Raw genomic sequence first — 24,922 nt, forward strand, 5'->3', positions numbered from 1 at the left:
CTAACTAACGAACGGCGTTGATGGCGTCGCGCAGATCGCGCGCGGCGGTAGCGGCGGCCTCGCGCCAGTCGTCGGCGCCACTGGCATACAAAATTGCGCGTGACGAGTTGATCATCATGCCGGCGCCTGCCGCATTACGTCCCGCATTCACCGTGGCGGTGATGTCGCCACCTTGGGCGCCGATACCCGGCACCAGCAGGGGTAAGGTATCGCCAATGCGCTGGCGCACTGCCGCCAATTCCTTGGGAAATGTCGCGCCGACTACCAGGCCGCATTGACCTCCGGTATTCCATTTGTCCGCCACCAGGCCCGCCACGTGCAAATAGAGCGGTTCGCCGTTGTCCAGCGTCAAGAACTGCAGATCGGATCCGCCGGGGTTCGAGGTCCGGCACAGCACAATCACGCCGCGATCCTTCCATGCCAGATAAGGCTCGATTGAATCCAGCCCCATATACGGATTGACCGTCAGCGCATGCGCGCCATAACGCTCGTAGGCTTCGCGAGCATAGTGCTCCGCCGTCGATCCGATATCGCCGCGCTTGGCGTCCATCACAATCGGCAGGTCAGGATGCTGGGTGCGGATATGCGCGCACAGTGCTTCGAGTTGGTCTTCGGCGCGGTGTGCCGCAAAGTACGCGATCTGCGGCTTGAAGCTGCATGCGTAGGGCGCGGTGGCGTCCACGATGTCGCGGCAGAACTGAAAAATCGCATCCGGTTTACCGTCAAGCTCACGCGGAAAGCGTTGCGGATCCGGGTCCAGGCCCACCTGCAGCAGGGTGTTGCCGGTAGCCCAGGCTTGTTCGAGTTGTTGAATGAAGGTCATGGGATCAGTGTAGTTTGACGCGTGGATGCGTACGGCGCAGCAATAGACGTGCCAAAGCGAGCGTGCCCGTGCGCCAAATACCCAGCACTGCATGGTGATGCATCAGGTGCAGGCTCATGTACATCAGACGCGCCAGTGTACCGCTGACAAATAGCCCACGTCCTGCCAGTTTGCCCATCAGGCTGCCCACCCCCGTGTCTTGGCCCAGCGATACCAGCGAACCGTGATCGCGATAAACGTACGGTTCCGTGGGCTCCGGCGTTTTACGAATGCGGGCCGTCAGCTTGCGGACTAAATAGCTGGCCTCTTGGTGTGCAGCCTGCGCGCGAGCGGGTACCGTACGACCCTCTTCGCCCGTGGGCACGGCGCTGCAATCGCCCAGTGCCAGAATATTCGGGTCCGGAGATTCGAGCTGGCCGTTGACGATCAACTGGCCAATGCGATTGACGGGCATGTCCAGAGTCGCCATCAATGGCAGGCCCTGAATCCCCGCCGCCCACATACACAGGCCCGCTGCAAACTCGCGTCCATCAGCCGTTCTGACGTGATCGGCCGTGACCTCGGCCACCCGGCAATCAGTCTCTACACGGATGCCCAGCTCTGTCAATCGCGTATGGGCGGCGTTGGAAATCTTCTCGGGTAGTGCGGACAAAATGCGCGGAGCGCCTTCGACCAGCGTAATTATCAAATCCCGATCCGCACGGAAATTCTGCAACCCGTAAGCGGCCACCATGCCGCCAGCCTCATGCAGCTCGACCGCCAACTCGACGCCCGTTGCGCCGCCGCCCACGATGACCACGTTCAATTCGGCAGAGGGGTTTTGCACCTTGGCGTTATCCACCTGCACCATGGCCTTGAGCATGGTCAGGCGAAAAGCCTCGGCGCTTTCGGTTGTGTCCAGCGTCACCGCATGCTCGGCCGCACCCGGTGTATTAAAGAAGTTGGAAACACTGCCCAGCGCCATCACCAACGTGTCGTACTGCAACTCGCGTTGGGGAAGCACGACATCGCCTTGTGGATCTTGTACCTCTGCCACCGTAATGCAACGCCGTTCGCGATCCACGGCCTGGACTTCACCGAGCGTGAACGTGAACCCGCACAGGTTGGCCAGCATCAAGTACGACAGGCCCTCTTGGTAAATATCCAGCGTCCCGGCGGCCGCCTCGTGCAACGAGGGTTTCCATATATGGATAGGCCGGCTATCGACCAACGTGACGTGTTTGGGACCGTGCTTGCGGCCGAGCTTGGCGGCAAGCTCTAACCCACCGGCGCCACCGCCGATGATGATGACATGATGGGGCTCGCCAGAGGTAGCCCGAGAGGACGCTTGGTTCATATGCGAAGTATAAAGTGCGTTGGCTCCAAGCGTGCTGACGCAATAGTCTTTTGACTGCTTCCTTCCCTAAAGGAAAAGGGATTCCCACTTCACAGAACCGAGCCATTTGCGCATCAACACTCATGCACTCAGGTCTTGCCGTTTCTCCATGGGCTAACACCGCCAGCCCGGCGGCTAATACGTTATGTACTGCGTTAAGGATAGAACCGGAACCGGACGCTCAAGTCGGTAGACAGCCGAGCCATCAACTGTTTGCCGTAGCCGGCCCGTCGCTTGCCTTTCCGCTCGGCTTCGACGATCCGGCGACCGATCTCCCACTAACTGGCCGTCATCAGGGCATTAACTCTGCGTGCTGCTGTCTGGCACGAGGCATTGAGCAGCTCCACAATGCCGCCATGGCAGGGGTTGGCAGGGTTGGCGGCTGAACTACGACATCACAAAGCGGCTGATCGCGACGCCTACCCACACCGCGACGGTGAACAACAGCATGAGCATGACTGCCGCGCTACCGAGATCTTTGGCGCGCCCCAACAGCGTATGCGTCTCGACCGATAGGGCATCGGCCACGGCTTCAATTGCGGAGTTCAGCAATTCCACGACCAGCACCAGAATGACCGAGGCAATCAGGATAAAGACCTCGTCCGTGGTGCGCCCCAGAAAAAAGGCGGCCGGGATCAACAAAATCGCCAGCACGAGTTCCTGGCGGAACGCGGCTTCGTACTTAATCGCGGCATGCAGACCCTGCAGCGAATAACGCAAGGCATTCACGATGCGGCGTAGGCCGCCCGAGCTTTTATAGGGCGAAGGATGCGGAGATTGGGACATGAAGGCGACACATAGAAGTAGGCGGGTCGTTTTTAACAGATTCGTATTGCTTGCGTCAGAGGGGGGCGGTTGACGCCTAGCGCAAACCCTAATTGTGAGGCTTCCCCAGTTGGGTGCAAGATGCGGAAAAATTGGTAAGGCCACTTTACCTCTTTGCCTGTTCTCTCTTTTTCCCTTTTTATGCCTTTTCAGCCCATCGAGCCTCGCCGCCTGTACCGCCAGATTGCCGATCAACTGCGCCTGTTGATTCAGAGCGGTGAGTTTCCTATCGGTGCGCGCCTGCCGCCTGAACGTGACTTGGCGCTCAAGCTGGGCGTGTCCCGACCGTCCGTGCGCGAAGCCCTGATCGCGCTGGAGGTCGAAGGCCTGGTCGAGGTCCGCATGGGCTCGGGTATTTATGTGCACAGCCGCGATGCGGCGAACAGCGTGGTGGCCGAAAGCCCGCTGGAAACCATTCGCGCCCGTCAGTTGGTCGAGGGCGAATTGGCTGCTCAGGCCGCCGAGTTAGCGCAACCGACCCAAGTGGCAGCATTACGCGAGGCGCTTCAAACCATGCGGGATGAGGCGGCCGCCGGACAGGTGCCTATTCAGGGGGATCGCCTGTTTCACCTGCGCGTCGCTGAAATGACGGGCAACTCCGTGTTGCTGCGCGTGGTAGGTGATCTATTCGACGAACGTCACAATCCGCTCTCGGTCAAGCTGGGCGACTACTTTGAGAACCCCGCAAGCTGGAAGGCGGCGATCGCCGAGCATGGCCTGGTCGTCGAGGCCATTGCGGCGGGCGACGCGGTGCGTGCACGCGATGCCATGCGCCATCACTTGTCGTGTTCATATGATCGCCTGATGGCCAATTGGGTGCCCACATCAGACAAGGTGAAAACATGACGCTGGCATGCAGAATTCATGGCGCGCGCGACCTGCGCCTGGAGGCCGATGACGAGGCCCCTCTGGCGCCAACCGACGTCGAATTGCGGCTGGGGGCGGCGGGCATCTGCGGATCTGATCTGCACTATTACCTGCATGGGCGTGTCGGCGCCTTTGTGATTCGAGAGCCGCTCATTCCCGGCCATGAGGCATCGGGCGTGGTGCTACGCGTGGGCGCCGCGGTCACGCGGGTACAGCCCGGCATGAAGGTCGCCATTAATCCATCCCATCCCTGTGGTCAATGCGACTATTGCCGCGTCGGCCGCGACAACCTGTGTCGCAACATGCGTTTTCTAGGCAGCGCCAGTGTCTATCCACACGTGCAGGGAATGTTTCGTGAGCGCTTCGTCATGGGCGAACGTCAACTCACGCCCGTGCACGAGGATATTTCACTGGGGGAGCTGGCCTGTGCCGAGCCGCTCTCCATTGGTCTGCATGGTGTGAATCGAGCGGGCCCATTGTTGGGTAAAACCGTGTTGGTCGCGGGGGCAGGCACCATCGGTTGTATGACGGTGATCGCGGCTCGACTCGCGGGCGCGGCGCGCGTGATTGTGACGGATATCGCCGATCGTCCGCTGCGGATGGCGACCGAAGTCGGGGCCGACGAGTCCATACGGTCCGACCAGGTGGCGCCTGCAGATTTAGTAGAACTGGCCGATGTCGCCATCGAGGCCGCTGGCAATCTGGGCGCACTGCAGACCTGTCTGAGTGCGACTCGCCGAGGTGGCCGCATCGTACAGGTGGGAACATTACCCGCAGACGATATTGCTTTTCCCGCCAACAACATCATGGCACGCGAGCTGGATTACGTCGGTGCGTTTCGCGCGGGTCTCGAGTTTGATTGGGCCGTCTCGTTCCTGCGTACGCGCCGGGTCGATGTGCGGCCATTAATGAGTGCGCAATTGCCACTCGAGCGTGCGGTCGAGGCCTTCGAATTGGCGGCCGATCGCAAGCGCAGTACCAAGGTGCAACTTGTATGTGATTCCTGACCACCACCAAAGGCAGCGGCCATTATTAAAAGACACGCCGCCACCTGCTCAACCTCAAGAGAGGAGACAACAATGAAGCAAGGCAACGCCATCAAGTCGCTACTGGCCATCGCTGCCCTGACCGTATCAGGCAGTGCATTGGCGCAGACAACGTTGAAGTGGGCACACGTCTACGAGACCTCCGAGCCATTTCACACCAGCTCGGTTTGGGCTGCAAAAGAAATCGAAAAACGCACCAATGGCCGCTATCACATTGATGTGTATCCCGCCTCGCAACTGGGCAAGGAAAACGACATCAACCAGGGCCTGACGCTAGGCACGGTGGATATGATCATTTCCGGTTCCAGCTTTGCCGCCAAGAGCTTTCCGCGTATCGGCGTGACGTATTACCCGTATACCTTCCGCAGCCCCGAGCATCTGCTGGCCTATACCAAGAGTGATATCTACAAGACGCTGACCAAGGGGTACGAGGAAAAAAGCCGCAACCATATCGTCGCGACGACCTACTACGGCACGCGTCATTCCACCTCCAATCGCGCGTTCACGACCTGCGAGGGCATGCAGGGCCTGAAAATGCGGGTGCCCGACGTGCCCGCTTATTTGGCCATGCCGCGCGCTTGCGGCGCCAACACGTCGCCCATTGCTTTTGCGGAGGTGTACCTTGCCTTGCAAAACGGTACGGTCGAGGCCCAGGAAAACCCGTTGACCACCATCGAGGCCAAAAAGTTTTTCGAGGTTCAGAAGAACATCGTTCTGACCGGCCATATCGTCGATCACCTGAATACCGTCATCTCGGGAAAATTATGGAAAAGCCTGTCCGAAGAAGATCGCAAGATTTTTACGGAAGTGGCTCAGGAGGCTGCCGCCACGGCCTCAATGGAAGTCGTCAAACGTGAAAAAGAACTGGTCGATGTGTTTCGCAAAAAAGGCCTGAACGTTGCGGAAGTCGATACCAATGCGTTCCGCGAGATCGTGCTGAAGAAAGTGCCGTTCGAGCAATACGGCTACGAAAAAGCCGATTGGGAAGCCATTCAGGCGATCAAGTAGATCCGGTGGGGTGCCGCGGTCTGCGGCACCCGCGATACGACATCGATAGGAGGAGCACATGCACGTGAACGCCGGGGCCAGTACGCCCCCCATAGTTCAGTACGGTGCCGATGGCGACGACGATACTGCGGCTCATTCGCACGAAACATCCGTTGAGTCCATTGTCCACAGCTTCGAGGAAGCCGACCAGCAGCATGACGTCGATCTGTCTGGCTACGCGTTTGAAGACTGGTTTTGCCTGACGCTGTTCTGGATCATGGCGGCATTGGTATTTCTGCAGTTTTTCACGCGCTACGTGTTGAACAATTCGTTTGCCTGGACGGAAGAACTGGCCGTCTACGCATTGATCGGTGTGGTGTTCATGGGCTCCGCTATGTGTGTCCGTATCTGCCGTCATATTCAGGTTGATTTCCTGTATCGCTATTTGCCCAAAGGCCTTGCCCGCGTGTTGGCCACGCTGATCGATGTCTTGCGCACGGTGTTCTTCGGCTATGCCGTGTGGCTGGTGTATGTCTACATCGATTTGGTGGGTGTAGAACCCATGACCACCATTATGTGGAACAAGTCCTATGTGTACTGGCTGGCGCTGGCCGGCTTTGTCATGATGTTTGTGCGCTCGATACAGGTCAGCGTGCAGAACTGGCGCCAGGGCTACTCGTCGCTGGAAAACCCCGCCGCCTATCAATCGCTGGACTGACCCACGGCCAAGGAGCTCGTATGGGAATTCTGATCGGAACCTTCCTGTTGTTGATGATCTTTGGCGTGCCGGTGGCCGTGTCGATGGCTGGTGCTTCATTGTTGTTTGTATTGTGGTCGGGCAGCGTGCCTGATGTGGTGATCGCCCAACGCATGATCGCCGGTGTCGAGTCGTTTCCGCTCTTGGCCGTGCCGTTTTTTATCCTGGCAGGCAATTTGATGAATATCGCTGGTATTACCGGCCGTATTTATAACTTCGCGGTCGCGTTAGTGGGTTGGATGCGTGGTGGGCTGGGTCAGGTCAATATTGTGGGCTCGGTTGTGTTCGCTGGCATGTCGGGTACGGCCATTGCCGATGCCGCTGGTTTGGGCACGATCGAAATCAAGGCGATGAAAGATCATGGCTACGACACCGAATTCGCCGTGGGTGTGACGGCGGCCTCGGCCACGCTGGGTCCGATTCTGCCGCCGTCGTTGCCCTTTGTGATTTACGGCATGATGGCCAACGTGTCGATTGGGTCGCTGTTCTTGGCGGGTATCGTGCCCGGTCTCGTATTGACCCTGTTGATGATGTTTACCGTGGCTTATTTTGCCCGCAAGAATAACTGGGGCGGCGATGTACCGTTCGACTGGAAACTGCTGGGCGCCGCCGCGGTCGAGGTGGCGGTGGTGCTGGCCTTTCCGATGTCTATCTGGGGGATGACGGAGTTTGGCGTGTCGGCCAATACGGCGACGCTTGTGGCATTCGTCGCGTTGTTGGCTGCTGACTGGTATTTTGATTTCTCGGCCGTGATGGCGCTGATGGCGCCTGTGATCCTCATCGGTGGCATGACGATGGGTTGGTTCACGCCGACCGAGGCGGCTGTCGCCGCCGTGATCTGGGCACTGTTCCTGGGCCTGGTGCGTTACCGCTCGATGTCGCTGCGCACACTTGCCAAGGCGACATTCGACACCATTGAAACCACTGCGTCAGTGCTGTTTATCGTGACGGCCGCCTCGGTATTTGCGTGGTTGTTGACGACCACCCAGGCGGCCCAGACATTGACCGACGCGATTTTGGCGGTGACGCAAAACAAATGGGTGTTTTTGTTGTTGGCGAACCTGCTGATCCTGGTCGTGGGGTGTTTCATCGACACCATTGCCGCCATCACCATTTTGGTGCCGATCTTGCTGCCGCTCGTGTTGAAGCTGGGTATCGATCCTATCCATTTCGGCTTGGTCATGACCTTGAACCTGATGATAGGCCTGCTGCATCCCCCATTGGGGATGGTGCTGTTCGTCTTGGCGAGGGTGTCAAAACTGTCGGTCGAGCGCACTACCATGGCTATCTTGCCCTGGCTGGTGCCCTTGTTCCTGGCGCTGATCGTCATTACCTACGTGCCCAGCGTCAGCATGTGGCTGCCTGATTTGGTCGGAGGCGGTCGTTAATGGACAGCTTCGGCGATACGCCCGTCATTCGTATTCATCCCGCCGACAATGTCGTGATTGCGCGTCGGCAATTAGTGGGCGGCACACGGTTGCCCACTGAAAACGTCACCGTAGCCGGGCTGGTGCCACCCGGCCACAAGGTGGCGATCAGGGCGATTGCGGCCGGACAACCGGTACGCCGCTACAACCAGATCATCGGCGTTGCGCGGCAAGCGATCGCACCCGGCCAGCACGTACATAGTCACAATCTGGCGTTCTCCGATTTCGAGCGCGACTATGCAGTGGGCCAGGATGCCCATGCCACCGACTACGTGGCCAAGCCCGCTACCTTTGATGGCATTGTGCGCGCGGATGGGCGTATCGCCACGCGCAACTACATTGGCGTGTTGACCTCGGTGAATTGTTCGGCCACGGTGGCGCGCGCGATCGCCGATCATTTTCGTCGCGATGTCCATCCCGATGCGCTGTCCGCTTACCCTAATGTTGACGGTGTGGTGGCGCTGACTCACGGCGCGGGCTGTGCCACCGGTAGCGATGGCGAGCCTCTGCGGGTACTGCGCCGCACGTTGGGGGGGTATGCGCGACATCCGAACTTCGGTGCATTGATGGTGGTGGGCCTGGGATGCGAAACCAATCAAATCGGTGGCTTGATGGAACAAGAGCATCTGCAGGAAAGCGGCCGTCTACACACGTTCAGTATTCAGGGCACTGGTGGCACACGACTTGCCGTGGCGCGGGGCATTGCGCTCATCGAACAGATGCTCGATGACGTTAATCGCGTGCAGCGCGAACCTGTGCCGGCTAGTGATCTGATCGTGGGTTTGCAGTGCGGCGGCTCCGATGGCTATTCCGGTATCAGTGCCAACCCGGCGTTGGGCGCTGCCGTGGACTTGCTCGTACGTCACGGCGGGGCAGCGATCCTGTCCGAGACGCCGGAAATCTACGGCGGCGAGCACCTGCTGACGCGTCGAGCGGTATCGACGGGCGTTGCGGACAAGCTGCTGGCGCGCCTGCGTTGGTGGGAAAACTACTGCGCCCGTAATGATGCCGAAATGGATAACAACCCCTCTGCCGGCAATAAAGCCGGTGGGTTGACCACTATCCTGGAAAAATCACTGGGCGCTATTGCCAAAAGCGGCACCACCAATCTGGTTGATGTCTACGAATACGCGCAGCCCGTCACTGCACGCGGGCTGGTGTTCATGGATACGCCGGGCTACGACCCGGTGTCAGCCACGGGGCAAGTGGCCGGTGGCGCCAATTTGATTTGTTTTACGACGGGCCGCGGGTCGGCCTATGGCTGTGCGCCGTCGCCATCGTTAAAGCTCGCGACCAATACCGAACTGTGGCGACGTCAGGCCGACGACATTGATATCAACTGCGGTGAAGTCGTCGATGGCGAGTGCGATGTGCAAGCCATGGGCGAGCGCATTTTCCGTTTGATGCTGGACACCGCCTCGGGCCGCCGCAGCAAGAGCGAAATCCATGGCTATGGACAGAATGAATTCGTGCCCTGGCAGTTGGGGGCCGTGATGTAGCAAGCACGCAGTACGGGTAAGCGGCGCGGGGCCGCGGATTCATCTACTCAGGTTCTCTATGCAGATCACTAACGCACGTGTCATCGTTTGCAGTCCGGGACGTAATTTCGTCACTCTGAAAATCGAAACCGATCAAGGCCTGACGGGTATAGGCGACGCCACCTTGAATGGTCGAGAGCTCGCCGTGGCCAGTTACCTGACCGATCACGTGGTGCCTTGTCTGATCGGGCGCGATGCACATCAGATCGAAGACATCTGGCAGTTTTTATATCGCGGCGCGTATTGGCGGCGTGGGCCCGTTACCATGTCGGCCATTGCCGCGGTCGATACGGCGCTGTGGGACATTAAGGCCAAGGCGGCCGGCATGCCATTATATCAGTTGCTGGGGGGCAAGAGTCGCACCGGTGTGATGGTGTATGGCCATGCCAATGGCCGCGACATCGAGGAAACCGTCGACGAAGTGCTGCGTTACCGCGACATGGGCTACCGTGCCATTCGCGCCCAAAGTGGCGTGCCCGGCCTGAATGCCGTGTATGGCGTGGGTCGTGGCCGTATGTTCTATGAGCCTGCCGATGCCGATCTGCCGTCTGAACATGACTGGTCAACGGAAAAGTACCTGGACCATGCGCCCAAACTATTTCAGCACGTGCGCGATGCGGTCGGTTGGGACACGCATTTGCTGCACGACGTGCACCATCGATTAACGCCTATCGAGGCGGGGCGATTGGGCAAGTCGCTGGAGCCCTATCGGCTATTTTGGATGGAGGACGCCACACCTGCCGAGAATCAGGAGGCATTCCGGCTGATCCGCCAGCACACGGTGACGCCGCTAGCGGTGGGTGAAATCTTCAATTCGATCTGGGACTGCAAAGACCTCATACAGAACCAACTGATCGACTATATCCGCACCACCGTCGTCCACGCCGGTGGTATCAGCCATCTGCGTCGCATCGCTGATCTTGCCGCCCTGTATCAAGTCCGCACGGGTTGTCATGGCGCTACCGATTTGTCGCCCATTTGCATGGGCGCAGCCTTGCACTTCGATTTGTGGGTCCCCAACTTCGGTATCCAGGAATACATGCGCCATACCGAGGAGACCGATGCCGTGTTTCCGCATGCCTACAGCTTTGCCGATGGCATGATGGTCCCGGGTGATACGCCCGGTCATGGCGTGGATATCGACGAGGCACTCGCCGCCAAGTATCCTTATCAGCGCACCTACCTGCCGGTGAATCGTCAGGCCCACGACGGTACGTTGTGGCATTGGTAGCAGGATGTTTGCGCGTCTGAACAACGCTGCTCTGGGCAGCCTGCCTGCCGACATCGGCCGTCCAGCATACGATCGCACACGCTTGCGGCCCGGCATTGTGCATCTGGGGATCGGCGCATTTCATCGCGCGCACCAGGCGCCTGTCACCGATATGGCGTTGGCGGCTACCGGCGATTTGCGCTGGGGTATCGTGGGCGTATCGCTGCGCAGCGCGGATACGCACGAGGCGTTGGCGCCCCAAGACGGCCTGTACACTTTGTCGCTGCGCGATTCTGACGCAGAAGGGACGCCACGCGAGCAGTTGTCCGTTGTGGGGGCAGTGCTGCGTGTACTCGTGGCGGCCAATGATCCTGACGCCGTATTGGCCCAGATCGCGCACCCCGATACACGCATCGTCAGCCTGACCGTGACAGAAAAAGGCTATAGCTACGAACCGTCCAGCGGACGTCTGCGTCGCGATGATCCCGATATCGTGCACGATCTAGCCCATCCCGAGGCGCCACGCACTGCTCTGGGCATGCTCGTGTATGGTCTGGCGCGCCGCCGCCATGCAGGCCTGCCGCCTATCACGCTGATGTCGTGCGACAACCTGCCGTCCAATGGCAATACTCTGCGCGGCCTGGTGCTGGAATTGGCGAATGCCTGTGATCCCGCACTGCATGACTGGATCGCGGCGCACTGTACGTTTCCGAACGCCATGGTTGATCGCATCGTGCCGCGTACCGTCGATACCGACCGGCAGCGCATCTCTGCGCGTCTACACAGACAAGACGCGTGGCCCGTCGTCGGCGAGCCTTTTCTTGAATGGGTCATCGAAGATCGCTTTGTCGCCGGTCGTCCCGCCTGGGATCAGCCTGGTGGCGCGCGTTTCGTGAGCCACGCGGCGCCCTTCGAACAGTTGAAGTTGCGCATGGTCAATGGCCCACATTCCGCGTTGGCCTACCTGGGGGCATCCGCGGGGCTTAGCACCGTCAGCCAGGTGATGGCCGATCCGTTGCTACATGACTACCTTGATGCCCTGATCAAAGAAGAAATCGTGCCCACGTTACCGCCCGTTCCGGGCGTGGATCTAAAGATGATGCGCACGCGTTTGCTGGCCCGCTTTTCGAATCCGGCATTGCCGCATCGTACGCAGCAGATCGCCATGGATGGCTCGCAGAAACTGCCGCAGCGCTTGCTGGGTACGTTGCGCGATCGTCTGCGCGCGGGCGCCGGTTTTGAGCGTCTCGCACTGGCGGTGGCGGCGTGGATGCATTATCTGCGCGGCTACGACGAGCAAGGCAGGGCCTATCCTATCGAGGATCCGTTGGCTGGTGAACTTCAAGCGTGCTTGACGGCCGCGGCACAAAACGAAGGAGCCGACTTGGCGCGTGCGCGCGCATTGATCGGCTATGAACCGGTGTTCGGCGATCTGGCCGGGCACGGCGAGCTTATTAACGCCGTCGCGCGTCACGCGGCTGTCTTGCGGCAAAGCGGTGTGCGTGCCGCCGTGCTGCAAGTGAACGGAGGGCAATAATATGAATGATGCCGCCACATTGCGCCGCTGCCATGCACCCGCTTTGCGAGACTGGGGCCGTCGCTGCTTGCTTGCCATGGATCTTTCCGATACCGATGCGGGCTGTCTGGCCGACAGCTTGGTACAGACGAGTTTGTGGGGGGTAGACTCGCATGGTATCGCCCGTTTGCCTCACTATCTAAATCGATTGGCGCATGGTTCCATTCTGGCGAGACCCGATCTGCGCATTGTGCGCAGCGGTCCCGCTACCGCTCAGGTGCACGGAGGACAGGGACTCGGCATCGTGGTGGCGCATCGCGCTAACCGGCTGGCTATGGAGATTGCGCAGGAAACCGGGGTGGCTGCCGTTGGGGTCAGCGATTCTTCCCATTGCGGTGCGGTGGGTCTATACAGTCGTGCCGCCGCCGAGCGCGGGTTGATCGGTCTGGCATTTACCCATTCCGATTCCGTCGCGGCCCCCTTCGGTGGGCACCGGCCGTTCTTGGGCACGAATCCCATTTCGGTGGCTGTCCCGAGGCAGGATGGTCCTCCTGTGTGCCTGGATATGGCATCGACCGCAATCCCCTGGAATCGCGTCATGAATGCTCGTCGAGAAGGACATGCGCTGCCCCCTGGCGTCGCCCTGGACGAGGCCGGCGAGGACGCCACCGATCCACAACTCGCGCGCGCCCTACGGCCGTTGGGTGGCCTGGAGCAAGGCTACAAGGGCTATGGGCTGGCGTTGATGATCGAACTGCTGTGCGGCCCATTGAACGGCAATCCCTTTGGCCCGCATATTTCGTCCATGTATGATCAGCTCGATGTCGCTCGGCGCCTGGGCGCTTTTTTCATCGTGATCGACCCCGCCCGTTTTGCCGGTGGACCCATGCTGGCCGCCGTAGTGGCTCAAATGGCCGGTGAATTGGCCGCCCAACCTGGCCAACCCCGCATGCCAGGTGACCCCGAACAGGCCGCCCAGGATCAACGACTGCGTGATGGCATTCCCATCGAGCCCGGACTATGGCTAGAGTTCCAGCAGTGGAGCGCGCGTCTGGGTATAACGCTACCCGATGCGGGCGAGGCAGGCGCGGCTTAAGCGTGCACGATTCGTGCACGCCCGTTTTTTCCGGCTTTACTTTGAGGCCGCCATCAGATCCACCAAGGTTTTCATCCGTTTTTCCAGCTCTTTCAGTCGCTGACTCCATTGCGCACCCGGCATAAACGCCAGCACCGGTGCATCGGCCTTGCCGGCCTCCAGGAAGCCAGGGTCTTTCATCGTGGCCTCCACCGCATCTTGGACACGTTTTGCGATGTCGTCGGGTAGCGCGAGCGGCCCGGCGATACCGCGTTCAGACGAGATCTGCAAGTCATAGCCCTGTTCCGCCAGCGTAGGCACGCCGTTGGCCGCACGCTTGGCGCCCCACAGCGCAACGCCCACTAACGGTGTGCCGGGTTGTCCGAGTTCCAGGGCTTCACCGGTCGTCATCATGACGTAGTCGACATGCTTGCCGATGAGCGAAGCCTTGGCTTCCCCATTGCCTTTGTAGGGGATCGAGGTGAATTTGAATCCCGCGTCCCGGCCGAGTTCCAGCATGCCCAGATGACCCGTGGTGCCGTCGCCCGAGTGGCCTATCGAAAATGAGGTGTTCTTGGCTTGCGCGATGAAATCTTTCAGTGTGATGGGCTTGCCCGCATCGCGATTGCCCACCAGCATGGCCGGGTCATCGACAATGCGTGCGATCGGGCGGATCTGGTCGGGTTGATAGATGGTCTTGCGGTACATCGGCAAAAAGACATAGCCGGGTACGTTGATCATGCCCAATGTGTAGCCATCGGGTTTGGCATTCTGGATATAGTTATTGGAAATCTCGCCGCTGGATCCGGGTTTATTGACGACGACGATGCGGGCCGACTCGCCCAGGCGTTTTTCCATGAAACGCGCCAGGTTGCGCGCCATCACATCCGTGCCGCCGCCAGGCGCGAAACCGACTACCAATTCAATTGGCTTGTCGTCGGGCCACGCCGCCATCGCTGTCTGCGACAGCATGCCAGCACCTATGAAGATGATACTGCCGAGCGTCTTGCCCATGGATTTGTCTCCTGTATGGGTATAGTGAAGGCCAAGCGTTAAGTGACTGGACGGCAGGCGGAGTGCCTGCCGCGTCGTCCGTGCACGTCGTTTTTCTTGATTGCGCTTTTATCAGAATGGTTGCAACCCTAGGGCGGTCCGGAAACGGTTTTTGATGAACGGGCCATCGCGCGGCGGCAGCTTGCGGGGCGGCTCCTCGACTTCAATGAAAACCTGTGCAAAAGCCACGCCGGCGCGAGCCTGAATGCGATCGGTGATGTCATTGCATCCCGCCAGGCTGTCGATGGTGAAGGCGTCGGCGATACCAAACCCCTTGGCGACCGCCACGAGATCGGTACCCAGGCTGGAGTGGCTGCGCTGCATACCTGTCTCGCCAAAATGGCCGTTGTCGAGCACGACGATGGTGAGGTTCTTCGGTTGCTTGGCGCCGATGGTGGCCAGGCTGCCGATGCCCATCAGTTGTTCTCCATCCCCCGTGATGACCACCACGGGCTTGTCGGGCTGCGCTAATGCCAAGCCTAACCCCATGGGAGCGGCGCCGCCCATGGCGCCCCATAGATAGTAGTTACGGTCGCGATCGCCGGCGGCGAATACATCGTAGGCGGCCGACCCCAGCCCGGTGATCACCAGCGCATCGGGAACGCCGACCAGCAATCGGGCGACGAACTCGCGGCGGTCGGCTCGCTGTTGGGTGGTTTGATTCATTATTTGCGCTCCCACTTTTTTCGGCCGATCAGGTTCTGACTCAGCAATACGGCCACTTTTTCACCGGCCTCAAAGGCGGCGTCGAATCCCGCACTTACGATTTCCTCGACCTCGTCCGGATGGGAAACGCGTAGCACGTGGATGCCCATCAGTTCCAGGGCGGCCTGCGTGGCCTTGCCCATGGGGCCCTGCCAAGGGTTGAACTCGGCATACTCGCCGCGCATCGTGACCAAGGTAAAGAACGGAAAATCCGCCGCTTGCAGCAGCGAGAACATGTTCACGCAATTGCCCACGCCGCTGCTTTGCATCAGCAACACGGCCCGCTGGCCGCCCAGCCAGGCGCCACAGGTGAGGGCCACACCTTCTTCTTCGGTGGTCAGCACGATGTCTTCGATATCGGGATCGCCGACCGCACTACGGATAGCGTGGGAGTGTCCGGCATCGGGCACATAGGCAATCTGCCTGACGCCGCCTTGCTTGAACACTTTAAAAATAGCTTCCTGCCAGGCAGGTGACGCAACGGATGCTGGGTTCATGGGATGAGATAGGGTGGTTTAATGACAGAGTCATCATAAAATATGATGACTAAGTAAATAAAATAGAAAATTGGCATGGAACAATCACACTTTTTGATCGGACCATAGCAAGATGGATTTGAAGCAACTACGTGCTTTTCTGACCGTGACGGAGACGGGCAACGTGACACGGGCGGCCGAGGTGCTGAATCTCGTGCAGCCCGCCGTGTCGCGCCAGATACGCCTACTGGAAGAAGACATCGGGGCTCCGCTGTTCGAGCGAGAGCGTCGCGGCATGGTGTTGACCGAGGCGGGCGAGGTCCTGGTGGGATACGCCCGTCGAGCCCTGCTGGAGCTGGATCGGGCCCGTGTCGAAGTCGGCGGCGTCGGGCAGGGCGTGACTGGCCTGGTCACACTGGGGTTACTGCCCAGCAGTATCGACATGTTGTCCAGCCCGTTGGCCTCGGCCGTGGCGGCGGCGTATCCCGGCATACGGATTCGCATCGCCATGGGTTATGCGGGTACGCTGCAGCGCTGGCTGGTCACTGGCGAGGTCGATGCGGCGTTGCTGTACGGCGTCGAGCAAATGGCCCATATCCAGACCATGCCCCTGATCGAAGAGCCGTTGTGGGTGATCGGGCCCAAGAACAGCGACTTGAGCCCTGAGCGGCCGGTGCCGTTAGCTGCGTTGACGCATCAAAAACTGGTGCTGCCCAGCGCGCCTCATGGCATACGCACACTGGTCGAGCAGGCCTGCGCGGCCGCGCAAGTCACGCTGGACGTCTCGGTCGAGACCAATGCGCTGAGTGTGCAACGTAGCCTGGTTTTGGGTGGGCATGGTTTGACGATCTTGCCCCCGATCGCGGTGGCCGATGATTTGCGCGGGCGCAAGCTGAAAGGCGCACCGCTGACAGCGCCGGATATCACGCGCACGATTGTTTTGGCGCTGCCGACGAACCGTCCTACGGCACGGGCTGTACGCTGCACGGTGGATCTGCTGGTCGATGAGGCACAGCGGGCCGTCTCTTCAGGCACCTGGCTGGAGGGCCGCTGGCGGGGGTGAGCGACGCATGCCACATGCTTTTTCCTGCCAGGCGATCGCCTTGGCACGCTTTACCAGTGCACGCCCATACCAGCACTGTAGATCGACTCATTCAGGCTTTCGAATGTGCTGCTGACCTGATTACGGGCATACTTCAGGTACATCGATAGCCAACTATTGACGTTGTAGCGCACACCGACTTCGCCGTTGACGGCGAACTTGGCATCACCCTCCAGGGGGCGCATCAGTTCTCCCTTGGTGAAGAGTTCGAATTCTTTGCCGCTCAAGTATCGCGAGTAATCCCAGCGCAGGCTGGCTGCAAACGATGAATCGCTGCTGCCGTCGCTATAGCCATAATCCACTTTTCCCAGCAACGCCGACATCGAGAAGGCCCCCAGTTCATTGTCCCAGAACTGATAGCCTGGTCCGGTCCCGTAGGCGGTTTGGCGGTTCAGGTCTTCGACCCAATCACGCCGGTGTGCCAGACGGGCCTGCCAAAATGCCTTTTCGGTAAAGAAGCGATCCAGCGTGTAGTCCACCCCGTAGTTGTTGGTATTGACGCTGCCGTCTTCTTTGCTATGCAGATAGATGCCATTGAACTGATGTCGCCACCAGTCGTGGCGCATGGTCGTGTTCAAGGTGACGGAATAGTTCTTGGTATCGGTCGACGCGGTGCGCTGGGTGGCCGACACATCGATGTGCCCGGTGAAAGAGACGTCACGCAAGAAAGGCCGTGGCCGCACCACGGTTTCCAGGGATGCCAGCGGCACATCGACTTTTACGGGCTGGGCGCCGTGCGCATCATGTCGTACACCCTCCAGTATGACTTGCCCGTCCTTGGCGCCGATCAGCTTGGCGCGGTAGTCGTGTTGTACCGACTTGTCGTTGATGACGAGCGGTGTGTCGCTTTGCAAGGTTTTCACATGATCGAACGCAATGCGCAAATCACCGCCGTACTCGGTATTGACGCGCAGATAGCCATTGTCCAGCGACTGAATCTTGCCGGTAATGCGGTCGCCGTTATTCAACCATACTGTATCGGCATGTGCCGGATTGACTGCCAGCGCCAGAGTCAGGGCCAGCAGTGCTGTGTGGGGCCAAAGTGGCCGTGCCGTCACGTCGCCGAAGGGGGCGATTGCGCAGTCTCGTCCTCGGCTTGCCTGCTGCCGAATCGCTCCGCAAACTGCCGCGTGAATACTGCCCCAAAAAAGAAAATCTGCGCGGAATAATAAATCCACAACAACAGCGCAATCAGCGAGCCTGCCGCCCCATAAGCCGATACCGCGGCGCCACGGCCCAGATATAGGCCAATTCCCCATTTACCCACTAAAAACAGGGCGGCGGTCACAATCGCGCCCGGAATGACGTCGCGCCAGGGAATGGTGATGCTGGGGAGCAGCTTGAACACCACGGCGAACAGGGCTGTCACGACCGCAAAAGAAAACAGATTGGACATCCACTCGGCCACGGTGGCAAAAACTGAGCTCGTCCACAGATCGCCGTAATAAGCCTTGGCGCCGCCCAACGCGGCGTTGGTCGCCAACGACAGCAACAAGAACAGCGCCAACACCAGCACCAGGCCAAACGCCACCATGCGGCTGCGAACCATGCCCTGGATACCCGATTTGCGTTGCTGTCTGGCGTCCCACAGTTCATCCAGGCTAGCCTGCAGTTCCGCAAACGCCGTCGTCGCACTGAAGACCAGGATCGCAATTGACAATAGGGCGGCAATCCAGCCTCCGCCGGACTCGTGTGCGCTGGCCAGTACGGTCTGAATGACTTCGGCACCGCGCGCGCCTATCAACCCGTGTACTTGTTCAAACAACTCAGAACGGACGGCCTCTTCACCAAAAAACACGCCCGCGACCGCAATCACCAGAATCAACATGGGCGCCAGCGAAAACACCATATACAACGATAGCGCGGCCCCTTTACTTGATGCGCGGTGCGACGACCATTGTTTGGCCGACTCGACAAGCAGCCCATAGATTTCCGAAGGGCGCAGTAATTTCAACAAGCGAGGCGGGATGGGCATGTCGTACAACGGGTGCGATCAGATTCTTTGCATTGTAGGGGGCGTTTTTGTCGAGTTACAAACCGATCTCTGATGTTTACGCCTGGATACGTCTCGTATGACCCAGCCACTCACTATAAATAAGACCTCCACGCGGCAGCCACTGCGTAGTCTGGCTTGCCCAGCATCGTCCATTAATCCGCGCCTAGCCCAGCACGAAAAACGCGCAACACCGGGCTGCGCGCCGACGAATCGTTAACGCTTTATCGCATCCTCAACGAAGGCGGACAGATCACGATTAAAGCGTTCAGCTTCCTCCAGGAAGGGAGAGTGGCCCGAGTTTGGGTAGAACTTGCCGATCACCCTTGGGTTCAACGCCTTGGCCCGGTTGAAGGAAGGTTCCACTTGAACCAGTGCGTCACGCGCGCCATAGATCAACAACAGCGGTTTGTGCATTGCTCCCAAGCCCTTGGGGGCGTCTAGCGACATTCCATGTACTGCATTTTGCATGTTCTCGGATGCCATGGCCGCATTGGCCAACAGGCGCTGGAAGGTATCGGCGTCAGGCTGCGTGGCAAAGCACAGTCCCACAAACTCACGCTCGGCATCGAGATGGGTCTTCAGATCAGGCGAAGCCATCCTACTGTATGCATGGGGCCGCGGAGTAATTTGTTCAGGTTTCAGCTCGATGACGCCGCCCACATACACAGCGCCAGCGATCTTCTCGTCACCATAAGCCGCCAGGTAATTCGTCGTCACGGCTGCGCCCAGCGACCACCCCACGACGACGGGTTGCCGGGCCCCAGATCCAGCGATTACCGCCGCCAAATCATCGGCCCAACGTCGTCCATCGCTGTAGGCATCGGCACGCTCAGGCTGACCAGAAATGCCATGGCCACGCATATCGTAGGTAATCAGACGGTAACGCTGCAGTTCAGCACTATTGACCTGCTTTTCCCAGCTCAGATGACTGCCAAGCAGGCCGTGAATGAAAATGATGGGCTGGCCGTTCGGGTCTCCCGCTTCTTGCACTGCGATGGATACCCCGTCAGGAGCGGTCACTGTGTAGGGTTCTACACCAGCCCGTGCCAATACGGAGGCGCTCATGAGGGCCAGTCCCACAAACCAGCTGCGCCAGTGGTTGATAGCTTTGAAGGACGTCATTTTTGAACTCCATTGAATTGAAAAATCGCAGCCTAAACCCTGACATCAGTGTCACAGTCAAGGAGGAAGTGATATCGTTCAATCCATGAGCCAAACATTGCCAACAACCATGTTGAAGATCGGTGCTCTGGCACAAGCTACCGGAGCCAGCGTACGCTCCATTCGTCACTATGATCGGCACGGCTTGCTCGCATCCACGCGGGCCGAGAATGGTTACCGCGTATTCCAGGCAGTAGCCATCACGCAGGTGAAGCAGCTGCAGCGTCTGATCGCGGCCGGCTTCAGCCTGGAGGAAATTCGTAGCTTTCCCGATTGCATGCTGTTGATCGAAGGGGCGAAGGCATGCGCGAACATGACTGATGCTCGGCGCAAGCGGCTTGCGATGATCGAACGACAGATAGACGCGCTCGAAAATCAACGCCAACGCTTGCGCGCTATGCTGATCTCAGGCTCTGAGCCTGATCAACCGCCATTGGCATAGCTGAAAAATTCAGGATTTACCGAACTGGCGCGCCGCTCGACGAATTCCCCAACCTCATTGCCTGGCAGGAGCGGCTACTCCAACCCGTGCCAGCGTGGGCAGCGACGAGAGACGAAGTTGAGCAACGTATGACAGGCGTACTTAACGCCGCAGGCTGAATCGGGCTGAGGTGTAGCTCAGCGAAAAAAAACACCCTCGAACGTAAGCTCGAGGGTGTTGATTCGGCATATCCCCGGCACGCCGGGGATACTTCGCGACAATGACGTGGACTTAGAAGTCCATGCCACCCATGCCGCCCATGCCACCAGGCATCTGGGGAGCAGCGGGCTTGTCTTCAGCCAGTTCAACCACAGCGGCTTCCGCCGTCAGCAGCAGGCTGGCCACCGAAGCGGCGTTTTGCAGTGCAGTGCGGGTCACCTTGGTGGGATCCAACACGCCTTGCTCGACCAGATCGGTGTACTCGCCGGTTGCGGCGTTGTAGCCGTAGTTGCCCGTGCCGGCCAGAACCTTGTCGACCACTACGCTGGCTTCTTCGCCGGCGTTGGTAACGATGATGCGCAGGGGTTCTTCGACAGCACGCAGGATCAGCTTGATACCTGCGTTTTGGTCAGGCGTATCGCCTTTCAGGCCAGCGATGGCTTGCTTGGCACGCAGCAGAGCCACGCCGCCGCCAGCAACCACGCCTTCTTCCACAGCAGCGCGGGTAGCGTGCAGGGCATCTTCGACGCGGGCCTTCTTTTCCTTCATTTCGACTTCGGTGGCAGCACCGACGCGAATCACGGCAACACCGCCGGCCAGCTTGGCCACGCGTTGTTGCAGCTTTTCACGATCGTAGTCCGACGTGGCTTCTTCGATCTGCACGCGAATTTGCTTCACGCGGGATTCGATCGACTTGCTGTCGCCAGCGCCGTCGATGATCGTGGTGTTTTCCTTGGCGACTTCGATGCGCTTGGCTTGACCCAGGTCTTCCAGGGTGGCCTTTTCCAGCGACATGCCGGTTTCTTCGGAGATCACCACACCACCGGTCAGGATGGCCAGGTCTTCCAGCATGGCTTTGCGGCGATCGCCGAAGCCAGGAGCCTTGACAGCGGTGGTCTTCAGGATGCCACGGATGTTGTTCACAACCAGCGTAGCCAGGGCTTCGCCTTCGACGTCTTCGGCGATGATCAGCAGAGGACGGCTCGACTTGGCGACTTGTTCCAGCACGGGCAGCAGATCACGGATGTTGCTGATCTTCTTGTCGAAAATCAGAACGTACGGATCGTCCAGAGCGGCAACTTGCTTCTCGGGGTTGTTGATGAAGTAGGGCGACAGGTAGCCACGGTCGAATTGCATGCCTTCGACCACGTCCAGCTCGTTGTCCAGCGACTTGCCGTCTTCGACGGTAATGACGCCTTCTTTGCCGACCTTGTCCATCGCGTCAGCGATGATCTGGCCGATCGACGAGTCGCTGTTGGCCGAGATCGAGCCGACTTGAGCGATTTCCTTGCTGGTGGTGACCGGCTTGGATTGCTTGGCCAACTCAGCCACGGCAGCAGCCACAGCCTTGTCGATACCGCGCTTGAGGTCGATGGGGTTGAAACCCGCGGCAACGTACTTCAGGCCTTCTTGGACGATGGCTTGAGCCAGCACGGTGGCGGTGGTGGTGCCGTCGCCGGCGTTGTCCGAGGTCTTCGAGGCAACGTCTTTGACCAATTGAGCGCCGATGTTTTCGAACTTGTCTTTCAGTTCGATTTCCTTGGCAACCGACACGCCGTCTTTGGTGACGGTCGGGGCGCCGAACGAGCGCTCGAGCACGACGTTACGGCCCTTGGGGCCCAGGGTGGTTTTAACAGCATTGGCGAGAACATTCACGCCACGAACGATGCGAACGCGGGCGTCATCGCCGAACAGGACTTGCTTGGCAGCCATTATGAGCTTCCTTCGAAAATTCGTTCAGGTAATTACTGGATCACGGCGAGGATTTCTTCCTCGCGGATGACGAGCAGCTCTTCGCCGTCGACCTTTACGGCTTGGCCGGCATATTTGCCGAACAACACCTTGTCGCCGGCCTTCAGATCGACCGGCAGAACTTTACCGTCTTCGGTCTTCTTGCCCGGGCCAACGGCCACGACTTCGCCTTGATCCGGCTTTTCAGCGGCGCTATCGGGGATAACGATGCCCGAGGCAGTTTTGCGCTCGTTGTCCAGGCGTTTGACGATCACGCGATCGTGCAGGGGACGCAGGGCCATGAGGAACTCCTGTTTCTATATAAGAAGGTGAAAGTGATCGGGTTCAGGCCGGAAAAGCAGTGTTAGCACTCACCGGCAGCGAGTGCTAATTATAGGGATGATGTCGGCAGGTTCAAGGGGGGGAGGGGGTGTTGTTACATTTTTGATGCAATTAGCGCTGATATCGAAATTCAGCCTAAGTGGAATGTTTCTGCTCTTCGCCGACCAACAATAATATTGGAGATGGCGATAGAAGTGATAACACTCGCGAGGAAACGATGGCTTGCGCGCGAGATAGCCTGCTCAACGATAGTCGATGATGCGCCGCCGCTTCAAACGGGCGGCACAGGCCGCGCAAACTCGGCAATCAGGCGGCCCACCGCGCTCCAGTCTTCATCGGCATGGCCCGTGTTGCACAGGGCCTCGAGCCATTGCAGCGTCGTGGCGGCCACTGGCAGGCAGGCGCCGGCATCGCGCGCGGCTTCCAGCGCCAGGCGCAGGTCTTTGCGCATCAGACTGGCGCGAAAGCCCGGTTGGTAATCGTTTTGCAGCAAGCGCAAGGCGTTTTTTTCCAGAATGGTACTGCGCGCGGCGCCACCCAACAGGGCTTCGCGCACTGCCGCTGGGTCTACCCCACTGGCGCGGGCCAGCGAGAACGCCTCGGCCACGCCCAGCATCACCGCACTGACGGCCACCTGGTTGCAGGCCTTGGCTACCTGGCCGGCGCCGTTGCCGCCCACGTGCACCACGCGCGAGGCAATAGCCTGCAAGTACGGCAGGCACGCCTCGAAATCCGCTTGCACGGCGCCCACCATGCAACTAAGCGTGCCCTGTTCTGCGGCCTGCTGTCCGCCGCTGATCGGCGCATCCAGCAACGCCACGCCCTGCTCGGCCAGGCGCCGCGCATGGTCGCGCGTGGCCGACGCCGAGATGGTGCTGGTATCGATGATGTAGCTGCCGGCGGACAGCGCCGGCGCCAGGCCCTGTGGGCCGAACAGCACGGCCTCGACCGCAGCGGTATCCGACAGGCACAGTATCACCACCCGCGCCATGCCGCCCAGTTCGGCCGGCGTGGCGGCACGGCGGGCGCCAGCTGCGGCCAGTGCGACCTCGGCGTCGCGGCCGCGGTTGTGCACGACCACGTCATGGCCCGCACGCAGTAACGATGCGGCCATGCCTCGGCCCATGATGCCCAGGCCGATGAATCCGAGGGTGGGCTTGGCGTGCGGGGTCATGATGCGGGTCTCCTGTTGCTATTTCGTGGCCGAGCGCGTGGCTTCGAGCGAATTGCCGATCAGCGTGTAGCTGTCGTCGATCTCTTTCTGGAAAGTGGGGCCGTCGGCATAGTCGGTAGTCAGTCCGCTGCGTTCGGCATAGGCCTTCCACGACGGGCTTTGCAGGGCATCGTGGAATACGCGGTTCAGGTAGCGGTACACCGGCTGGGGCAAGTCCGCCGGCGCCAGCAGGCCTTTCATGTTGTCCAGCGCAATGGAGTAGCCCAGCTCGGTCATGGTGGGGGTGTTGGGCAGCGACGGCACGCGCGATTTCGAGAACAGGGCAATGGGCCTGATCTTGCCTGCATCGATCAGGCCGCGCACTTCTTCGGGCGCGCCGAAAGCCATATCGATCTCGCCGGCTGCCAGTGCGGTCAGCGAAGCGGCCGCCCCCTTGTAGGGCACGTGCAGAAAGCGCAAGCCGCTATTGGCCTCGAATGCCAGCATGGTCGAATGGAACAGGCTGCCGTTGCCGGTGGACCCATAGCTCAACGCTTCGGGCTTGCCTTGCGCGGCGGCGATCAAGGCCTTCATGTCGGGGTACGGCGAATTCACATTCACTGCCAGCACCGATGGCAGGCGCGCGGCCTTGAGCACGGGTGTGAAATCGCGGCGCGGGTCGTACGAGATTTTCTGGTGATTGCCCACCGAAGTGGTTTCGCTGCCGCCGCCCACGAACAGTTTGTAGCCATCGGGTTCGGCCGCGGCGATTTCCTGGGCGGCCAGCACCCCGGCCACGCCCGGCTTGTTGATCACCACGACCGGCACCGGCACGGTGTTTTTCACCGCTTCGGACAGTTGGCGCGCAATCTGATCGGCCGAGCCGCCCGGCGCGAAGCCGACCAGTATCTCGATGGGCCGGGTGGGGGTCCAATCCTGCGCGGCGGCAGGGCCGGCCAAGGCGACGGCCAGCGCGGCGCCGGCCAGCCAAGTGAAGGCTGTGCTCATGATGTCTCCTCCGCTTTCAGGAAGCAGGGTTGTCGTTATAGGCCCAGGCACTCTAGCAATAACGATACTCAGAAGAAAGTGATAAATTTCCCTCAACCTTCATCGATTT

The 24,922-nt window shown here is 59.8% G+C and carries 24 protein-coding genes and 1 pseudogene; 11 read left to right on the forward strand and 14 right to left on the reverse strand.

The window, feature by feature from the left end; genetic code table 11:
• Window positions 1-4: 4 nt before the first annotated feature.
• From pyrF to ACYVDM_RS22730, 4 genes and pseudogenes are all read right to left on the reverse strand, one after another.
• On the reverse strand, window positions 5-823 hold the full coding sequence (pyrF, locus tag ACYVDM_RS22715; RefSeq protein ID WP_415789860.1) for an orotidine-5'-phosphate decarboxylase: 819 nt from the start codon (window positions 821-823) through the stop codon (window positions 5-7).
• Window positions 824-827: 4 nt separating this feature from the next.
• Entirely contained in the window at window positions 828-2,159 is a 1,332-nt protein-coding gene (locus ACYVDM_RS22720; protein ID WP_415789862.1) for an NAD(P)/FAD-dependent oxidoreductase, read from the reverse strand.
• Between the two features lie 209 nt (window positions 2,160-2,368).
• Window positions 2,369-2,548, reverse strand: a pseudogene (locus tag ACYVDM_RS22725) (DUF1016 N-terminal domain-containing protein); the annotation flags it as partial.
• A gap of 37 nt (window positions 2,549-2,585) precedes the next feature.
• Complete coding sequence (locus ACYVDM_RS22730) at window positions 2,586-2,984, reverse strand: diacylglycerol kinase (protein ID WP_415789864.1); 399 nt, start codon at window positions 2,982-2,984, stop codon at window positions 2,586-2,588.
• A 180-nt stretch (window positions 2,985-3,164) separates the two neighbouring features.
• Between ACYVDM_RS22730 and ACYVDM_RS22735 the strand changes: the two genes are divergently transcribed.
• From ACYVDM_RS22735 to ACYVDM_RS22775, 9 genes are all read left to right on the forward strand, one after another.
• Window positions 3,165-3,869, forward strand: coding sequence for a FadR/GntR family transcriptional regulator (locus tag ACYVDM_RS22735; protein WP_415789866.1), 705 nt, complete (start codon window positions 3,165-3,167; stop codon window positions 3,867-3,869).
• Window positions 3,866-4,897 (forward strand): L-idonate 5-dehydrogenase, encoded by a 1,032-nt coding sequence (locus tag ACYVDM_RS22740; protein WP_415789868.1) that lies wholly within the window; start codon window positions 3,866-3,868, stop codon window positions 4,895-4,897. The genes ACYVDM_RS22735 and ACYVDM_RS22740 overlap by 4 nt, the downstream gene beginning before the upstream one ends.
• A gap of 72 nt (window positions 4,898-4,969) precedes the next feature.
• Window positions 4,970-5,944 carry a sialic acid TRAP transporter substrate-binding protein SiaP gene (locus tag ACYVDM_RS22745; protein ID WP_415789871.1) on the forward strand — a complete coding sequence of 325 codons (975 nt, stop codon included), beginning with the start codon at window positions 4,970-4,972 and terminating at the stop codon, window positions 5,942-5,944.
• Between the two features lie 58 nt (window positions 5,945-6,002).
• Window positions 6,003-6,641 carry a TRAP transporter small permease gene (locus ACYVDM_RS22750; RefSeq protein ID WP_415789873.1) on the forward strand — a complete coding sequence of 213 codons (639 nt, stop codon included), beginning with the start codon at window positions 6,003-6,005 and terminating at the stop codon, window positions 6,639-6,641.
• 20 nt (window positions 6,642-6,661) lie between these two features.
• Entirely contained in the window at window positions 6,662-8,068 is a 1,407-nt protein-coding gene (locus ACYVDM_RS22755) for a TRAP transporter large permease (protein ID WP_415789875.1), read from the forward strand.
• Window positions 8,068-9,606: a UxaA family hydrolase gene (locus ACYVDM_RS22760; protein WP_415789877.1), complete on the forward strand. Its 1,539-nt coding sequence runs from the start codon at window positions 8,068-8,070 to the stop codon at window positions 9,604-9,606. Before ACYVDM_RS22755 ends, ACYVDM_RS22760 begins: the two co-directional genes overlap by 1 nt.
• A gap of 58 nt (window positions 9,607-9,664) precedes the next feature.
• Window positions 9,665-10,876, forward strand: a complete 1,212-nt coding sequence (gene manD / locus ACYVDM_RS22765) for a D-mannonate dehydratase ManD (protein WP_415789879.1) — start codon at window positions 9,665-9,667, stop codon at window positions 10,874-10,876.
• A 4-nt stretch (window positions 10,877-10,880) separates the two neighbouring features.
• Window positions 10,881-12,392 (forward strand): mannitol dehydrogenase family protein, encoded by a 1,512-nt coding sequence (locus ACYVDM_RS22770; RefSeq protein WP_415789881.1) that lies wholly within the window; start codon window positions 10,881-10,883, stop codon window positions 12,390-12,392.
• 1 nt (window position 12,393) lies between these two features.
• Window positions 12,394-13,467, forward strand: coding sequence for an Ldh family oxidoreductase (locus ACYVDM_RS22775; RefSeq protein WP_415789883.1), 1,074 nt, complete (start codon window positions 12,394-12,396; stop codon window positions 13,465-13,467).
• Between the two features lie 36 nt (window positions 13,468-13,503).
• Here ACYVDM_RS22775 and ACYVDM_RS22780 read toward each other — a convergent pair whose 3' ends face one another.
• The 3 genes from ACYVDM_RS22780 to ACYVDM_RS22790 form a co-directional block, all read right to left on the reverse strand.
• Entirely contained in the window at window positions 13,504-14,460 is a 957-nt protein-coding gene (locus tag ACYVDM_RS22780; protein ID WP_415789885.1) for a tripartite tricarboxylate transporter substrate binding protein, read from the reverse strand.
• A 111-nt stretch (window positions 14,461-14,571) separates the two neighbouring features.
• Window positions 14,572-15,165: a thiamine pyrophosphate-dependent enzyme gene (locus tag ACYVDM_RS22785; RefSeq protein ID WP_415789887.1), complete on the reverse strand. Its 594-nt coding sequence runs from the start codon at window positions 15,163-15,165 to the stop codon at window positions 14,572-14,574.
• The gene (locus ACYVDM_RS22790) at window positions 15,165-15,701 is read right to left on the reverse strand and encodes a phosphonopyruvate decarboxylase (RefSeq protein WP_415789889.1); all 537 of its coding nucleotides are present in this window, start codon (window positions 15,699-15,701) and stop codon (window positions 15,165-15,167) included. Before ACYVDM_RS22790 ends, ACYVDM_RS22785 begins: the two co-directional genes overlap by 1 nt.
• Window positions 15,702-15,813: 112 nt before the next feature.
• Between ACYVDM_RS22790 and ACYVDM_RS22795 the strand changes: the two genes are divergently transcribed.
• The gene (locus tag ACYVDM_RS22795) at window positions 15,814-16,743 is read left to right on the forward strand and encodes a LysR family transcriptional regulator (protein ID WP_415789891.1); all 930 of its coding nucleotides are present in this window, start codon (window positions 15,814-15,816) and stop codon (window positions 16,741-16,743) included.
• Between the two features lie 50 nt (window positions 16,744-16,793).
• Here the strand turns inward: ACYVDM_RS22795 and ACYVDM_RS22800 are convergent, their stop codons facing one another.
• The 3 genes from ACYVDM_RS22800 to ACYVDM_RS22810 form a co-directional block, all read right to left on the reverse strand.
• Window positions 16,794-17,840: a DUF481 domain-containing protein gene (locus tag ACYVDM_RS22800; protein WP_415789893.1), complete on the reverse strand. Its 1,047-nt coding sequence runs from the start codon at window positions 17,838-17,840 to the stop codon at window positions 16,794-16,796.
• Entirely contained in the window at window positions 17,837-18,757 is a 921-nt protein-coding gene (locus ACYVDM_RS22805) for a YihY/virulence factor BrkB family protein (protein ID WP_415789895.1), read from the reverse strand. Before ACYVDM_RS22805 ends, ACYVDM_RS22800 begins: the two co-directional genes overlap by 4 nt.
• Window positions 18,758-18,991: 234 nt before the next feature.
• On the reverse strand, window positions 18,992-19,900 hold the full coding sequence (locus ACYVDM_RS22810) for an alpha/beta fold hydrolase (protein WP_415789897.1): 909 nt from the start codon (window positions 19,898-19,900) through the stop codon (window positions 18,992-18,994).
• 85 nt (window positions 19,901-19,985) lie between these two features.
• Between ACYVDM_RS22810 and ACYVDM_RS22815 the strand changes: the two genes are divergently transcribed.
• A complete protein-coding gene (locus ACYVDM_RS22815) occupies window positions 19,986-20,381 on the forward strand; it encodes a MerR family transcriptional regulator (protein ID WP_415789900.1) in 396 nt (131 codons plus the stop codon).
• Window positions 20,382-20,651: 270 nt separating this feature from the next.
• Here ACYVDM_RS22815 and groL read toward each other — a convergent pair whose 3' ends face one another.
• The 4 genes from groL to ACYVDM_RS22835 all read right to left on the reverse strand — a co-directional run bounded on the left by groL (window position 20,652) and on the right by ACYVDM_RS22835 (window position 24,813).
• Window positions 20,652-22,292 (reverse strand): chaperonin GroEL, encoded by a 1,641-nt coding sequence (groL, locus tag ACYVDM_RS22820; RefSeq protein ID WP_415789903.1) that lies wholly within the window; start codon window positions 22,290-22,292, stop codon window positions 20,652-20,654.
• A gap of 32 nt (window positions 22,293-22,324) precedes the next feature.
• Window positions 22,325-22,612: a co-chaperone GroES gene (gene groES / locus ACYVDM_RS22825; protein WP_209156792.1), complete on the reverse strand. Its 288-nt coding sequence runs from the start codon at window positions 22,610-22,612 to the stop codon at window positions 22,325-22,327.
• A gap of 311 nt (window positions 22,613-22,923) precedes the next feature.
• The gene (locus ACYVDM_RS22830) at window positions 22,924-23,826 is read right to left on the reverse strand and encodes an NAD(P)-dependent oxidoreductase (protein ID WP_415789906.1); all 903 of its coding nucleotides are present in this window, start codon (window positions 23,824-23,826) and stop codon (window positions 22,924-22,926) included.
• A gap of 18 nt (window positions 23,827-23,844) precedes the next feature.
• The gene (locus ACYVDM_RS22835) at window positions 23,845-24,813 is read right to left on the reverse strand and encodes a Bug family tripartite tricarboxylate transporter substrate binding protein (RefSeq protein ID WP_415789908.1); all 969 of its coding nucleotides are present in this window, start codon (window positions 24,811-24,813) and stop codon (window positions 23,845-23,847) included.
• Window positions 24,814-24,922: the final 109 nt, after the last annotated feature.

It is taken from the genome of Bordetella tumulicola, from assembly GCF_054779135.1.

Excerpts from the sequence above, each read along its gene's own strand:
- ACYVDM_RS22780 (WP_415789885.1), bottom strand. The coding sequence starts at position 14,460 with ATGGGCAAGACGCTCGGCAGTATCATCTTCATAGGTGCTGGCATGCTG.
- ACYVDM_RS22790 (WP_415789889.1), bottom strand. The coding sequence starts at position 15,701 with ATGAACCCAGCATCCGTTGCGTCACCTGCCTGGCAGGAAGCTATTTTT.
- groES (WP_209156792.1), bottom strand. The coding sequence starts at position 22,612 with ATGGCCCTGCGTCCCCTGCACGATCGCGTGATCGTCAAACGCCTGGAC.
- ACYVDM_RS22810 (WP_415789897.1), bottom strand. The coding sequence starts at position 19,900 with ATGACGTCCTTCAAAGCTATCAACCACTGGCGCAGCTGGTTTGTGGGA.
- manD (WP_415789879.1), top strand. The coding sequence starts at position 9,665 with ATGCAGATCACTAACGCACGTGTCATCGTTTGCAGTCCGGGACGTAAT.
- ACYVDM_RS22735 (WP_415789866.1), top strand. The coding sequence starts at position 3,165 with ATGCCTTTTCAGCCCATCGAGCCTCGCCGCCTGTACCGCCAGATTGCC.
- ACYVDM_RS22755 (WP_415789875.1), top strand. The coding sequence starts at position 6,662 with ATGGGAATTCTGATCGGAACCTTCCTGTTGTTGATGATCTTTGGCGTG.
- pyrF (WP_415789860.1), bottom strand. The coding sequence starts at position 823 with ATGACCTTCATTCAACAACTCGAACAAGCCTGGGCTACCGGCAACACC.
- ACYVDM_RS22775 (WP_415789883.1), top strand. The coding sequence starts at position 12,394 with ATGAATGATGCCGCCACATTGCGCCGCTGCCATGCACCCGCTTTGCGA.
- ACYVDM_RS22730 (WP_415789864.1), bottom strand. The coding sequence starts at position 2,984 with ATGTCCCAATCTCCGCATCCTTCGCCCTATAAAAGCTCGGGCGGCCTA.
- ACYVDM_RS22815 (WP_415789900.1), top strand. The coding sequence starts at position 19,986 with ATGAGCCAAACATTGCCAACAACCATGTTGAAGATCGGTGCTCTGGCA.
- ACYVDM_RS22835 (WP_415789908.1), bottom strand. The coding sequence starts at position 24,813 with ATGAGCACAGCCTTCACTTGGCTGGCCGGCGCCGCGCTGGCCGTCGCC.
- ACYVDM_RS22760 (WP_415789877.1), top strand. The coding sequence starts at position 8,068 with ATGGACAGCTTCGGCGATACGCCCGTCATTCGTATTCATCCCGCCGAC.
- ACYVDM_RS22795 (WP_415789891.1), top strand. The coding sequence starts at position 15,814 with ATGGATTTGAAGCAACTACGTGCTTTTCTGACCGTGACGGAGACGGGC.
- groL (WP_415789903.1), bottom strand. The coding sequence starts at position 22,292 with ATGGCTGCCAAGCAAGTCCTGTTCGGCGATGACGCCCGCGTTCGCATC.
- ACYVDM_RS22745 (WP_415789871.1), top strand. The coding sequence starts at position 4,970 with ATGAAGCAAGGCAACGCCATCAAGTCGCTACTGGCCATCGCTGCCCTG.
- ACYVDM_RS22805 (WP_415789895.1), bottom strand. The coding sequence starts at position 18,757 with ATGCCCATCCCGCCTCGCTTGTTGAAATTACTGCGCCCTTCGGAAATC.
- ACYVDM_RS22770 (WP_415789881.1), top strand. The coding sequence starts at position 10,881 with ATGTTTGCGCGTCTGAACAACGCTGCTCTGGGCAGCCTGCCTGCCGAC.
- ACYVDM_RS22830 (WP_415789906.1), bottom strand. The coding sequence starts at position 23,826 with ATGACCCCGCACGCCAAGCCCACCCTCGGATTCATCGGCCTGGGCATC.
- ACYVDM_RS22720 (WP_415789862.1), bottom strand. The coding sequence starts at position 2,159 with ATGAACCAAGCGTCCTCTCGGGCTACCTCTGGCGAGCCCCATCATGTC.
- ACYVDM_RS22740 (WP_415789868.1), top strand. The coding sequence starts at position 3,866 with ATGACGCTGGCATGCAGAATTCATGGCGCGCGCGACCTGCGCCTGGAG.
- ACYVDM_RS22750 (WP_415789873.1), top strand. The coding sequence starts at position 6,003 with ATGCACGTGAACGCCGGGGCCAGTACGCCCCCCATAGTTCAGTACGGT.
- ACYVDM_RS22785 (WP_415789887.1), bottom strand. The coding sequence starts at position 15,165 with ATGAATCAAACCACCCAACAGCGAGCCGACCGCCGCGAGTTCGTCGCC.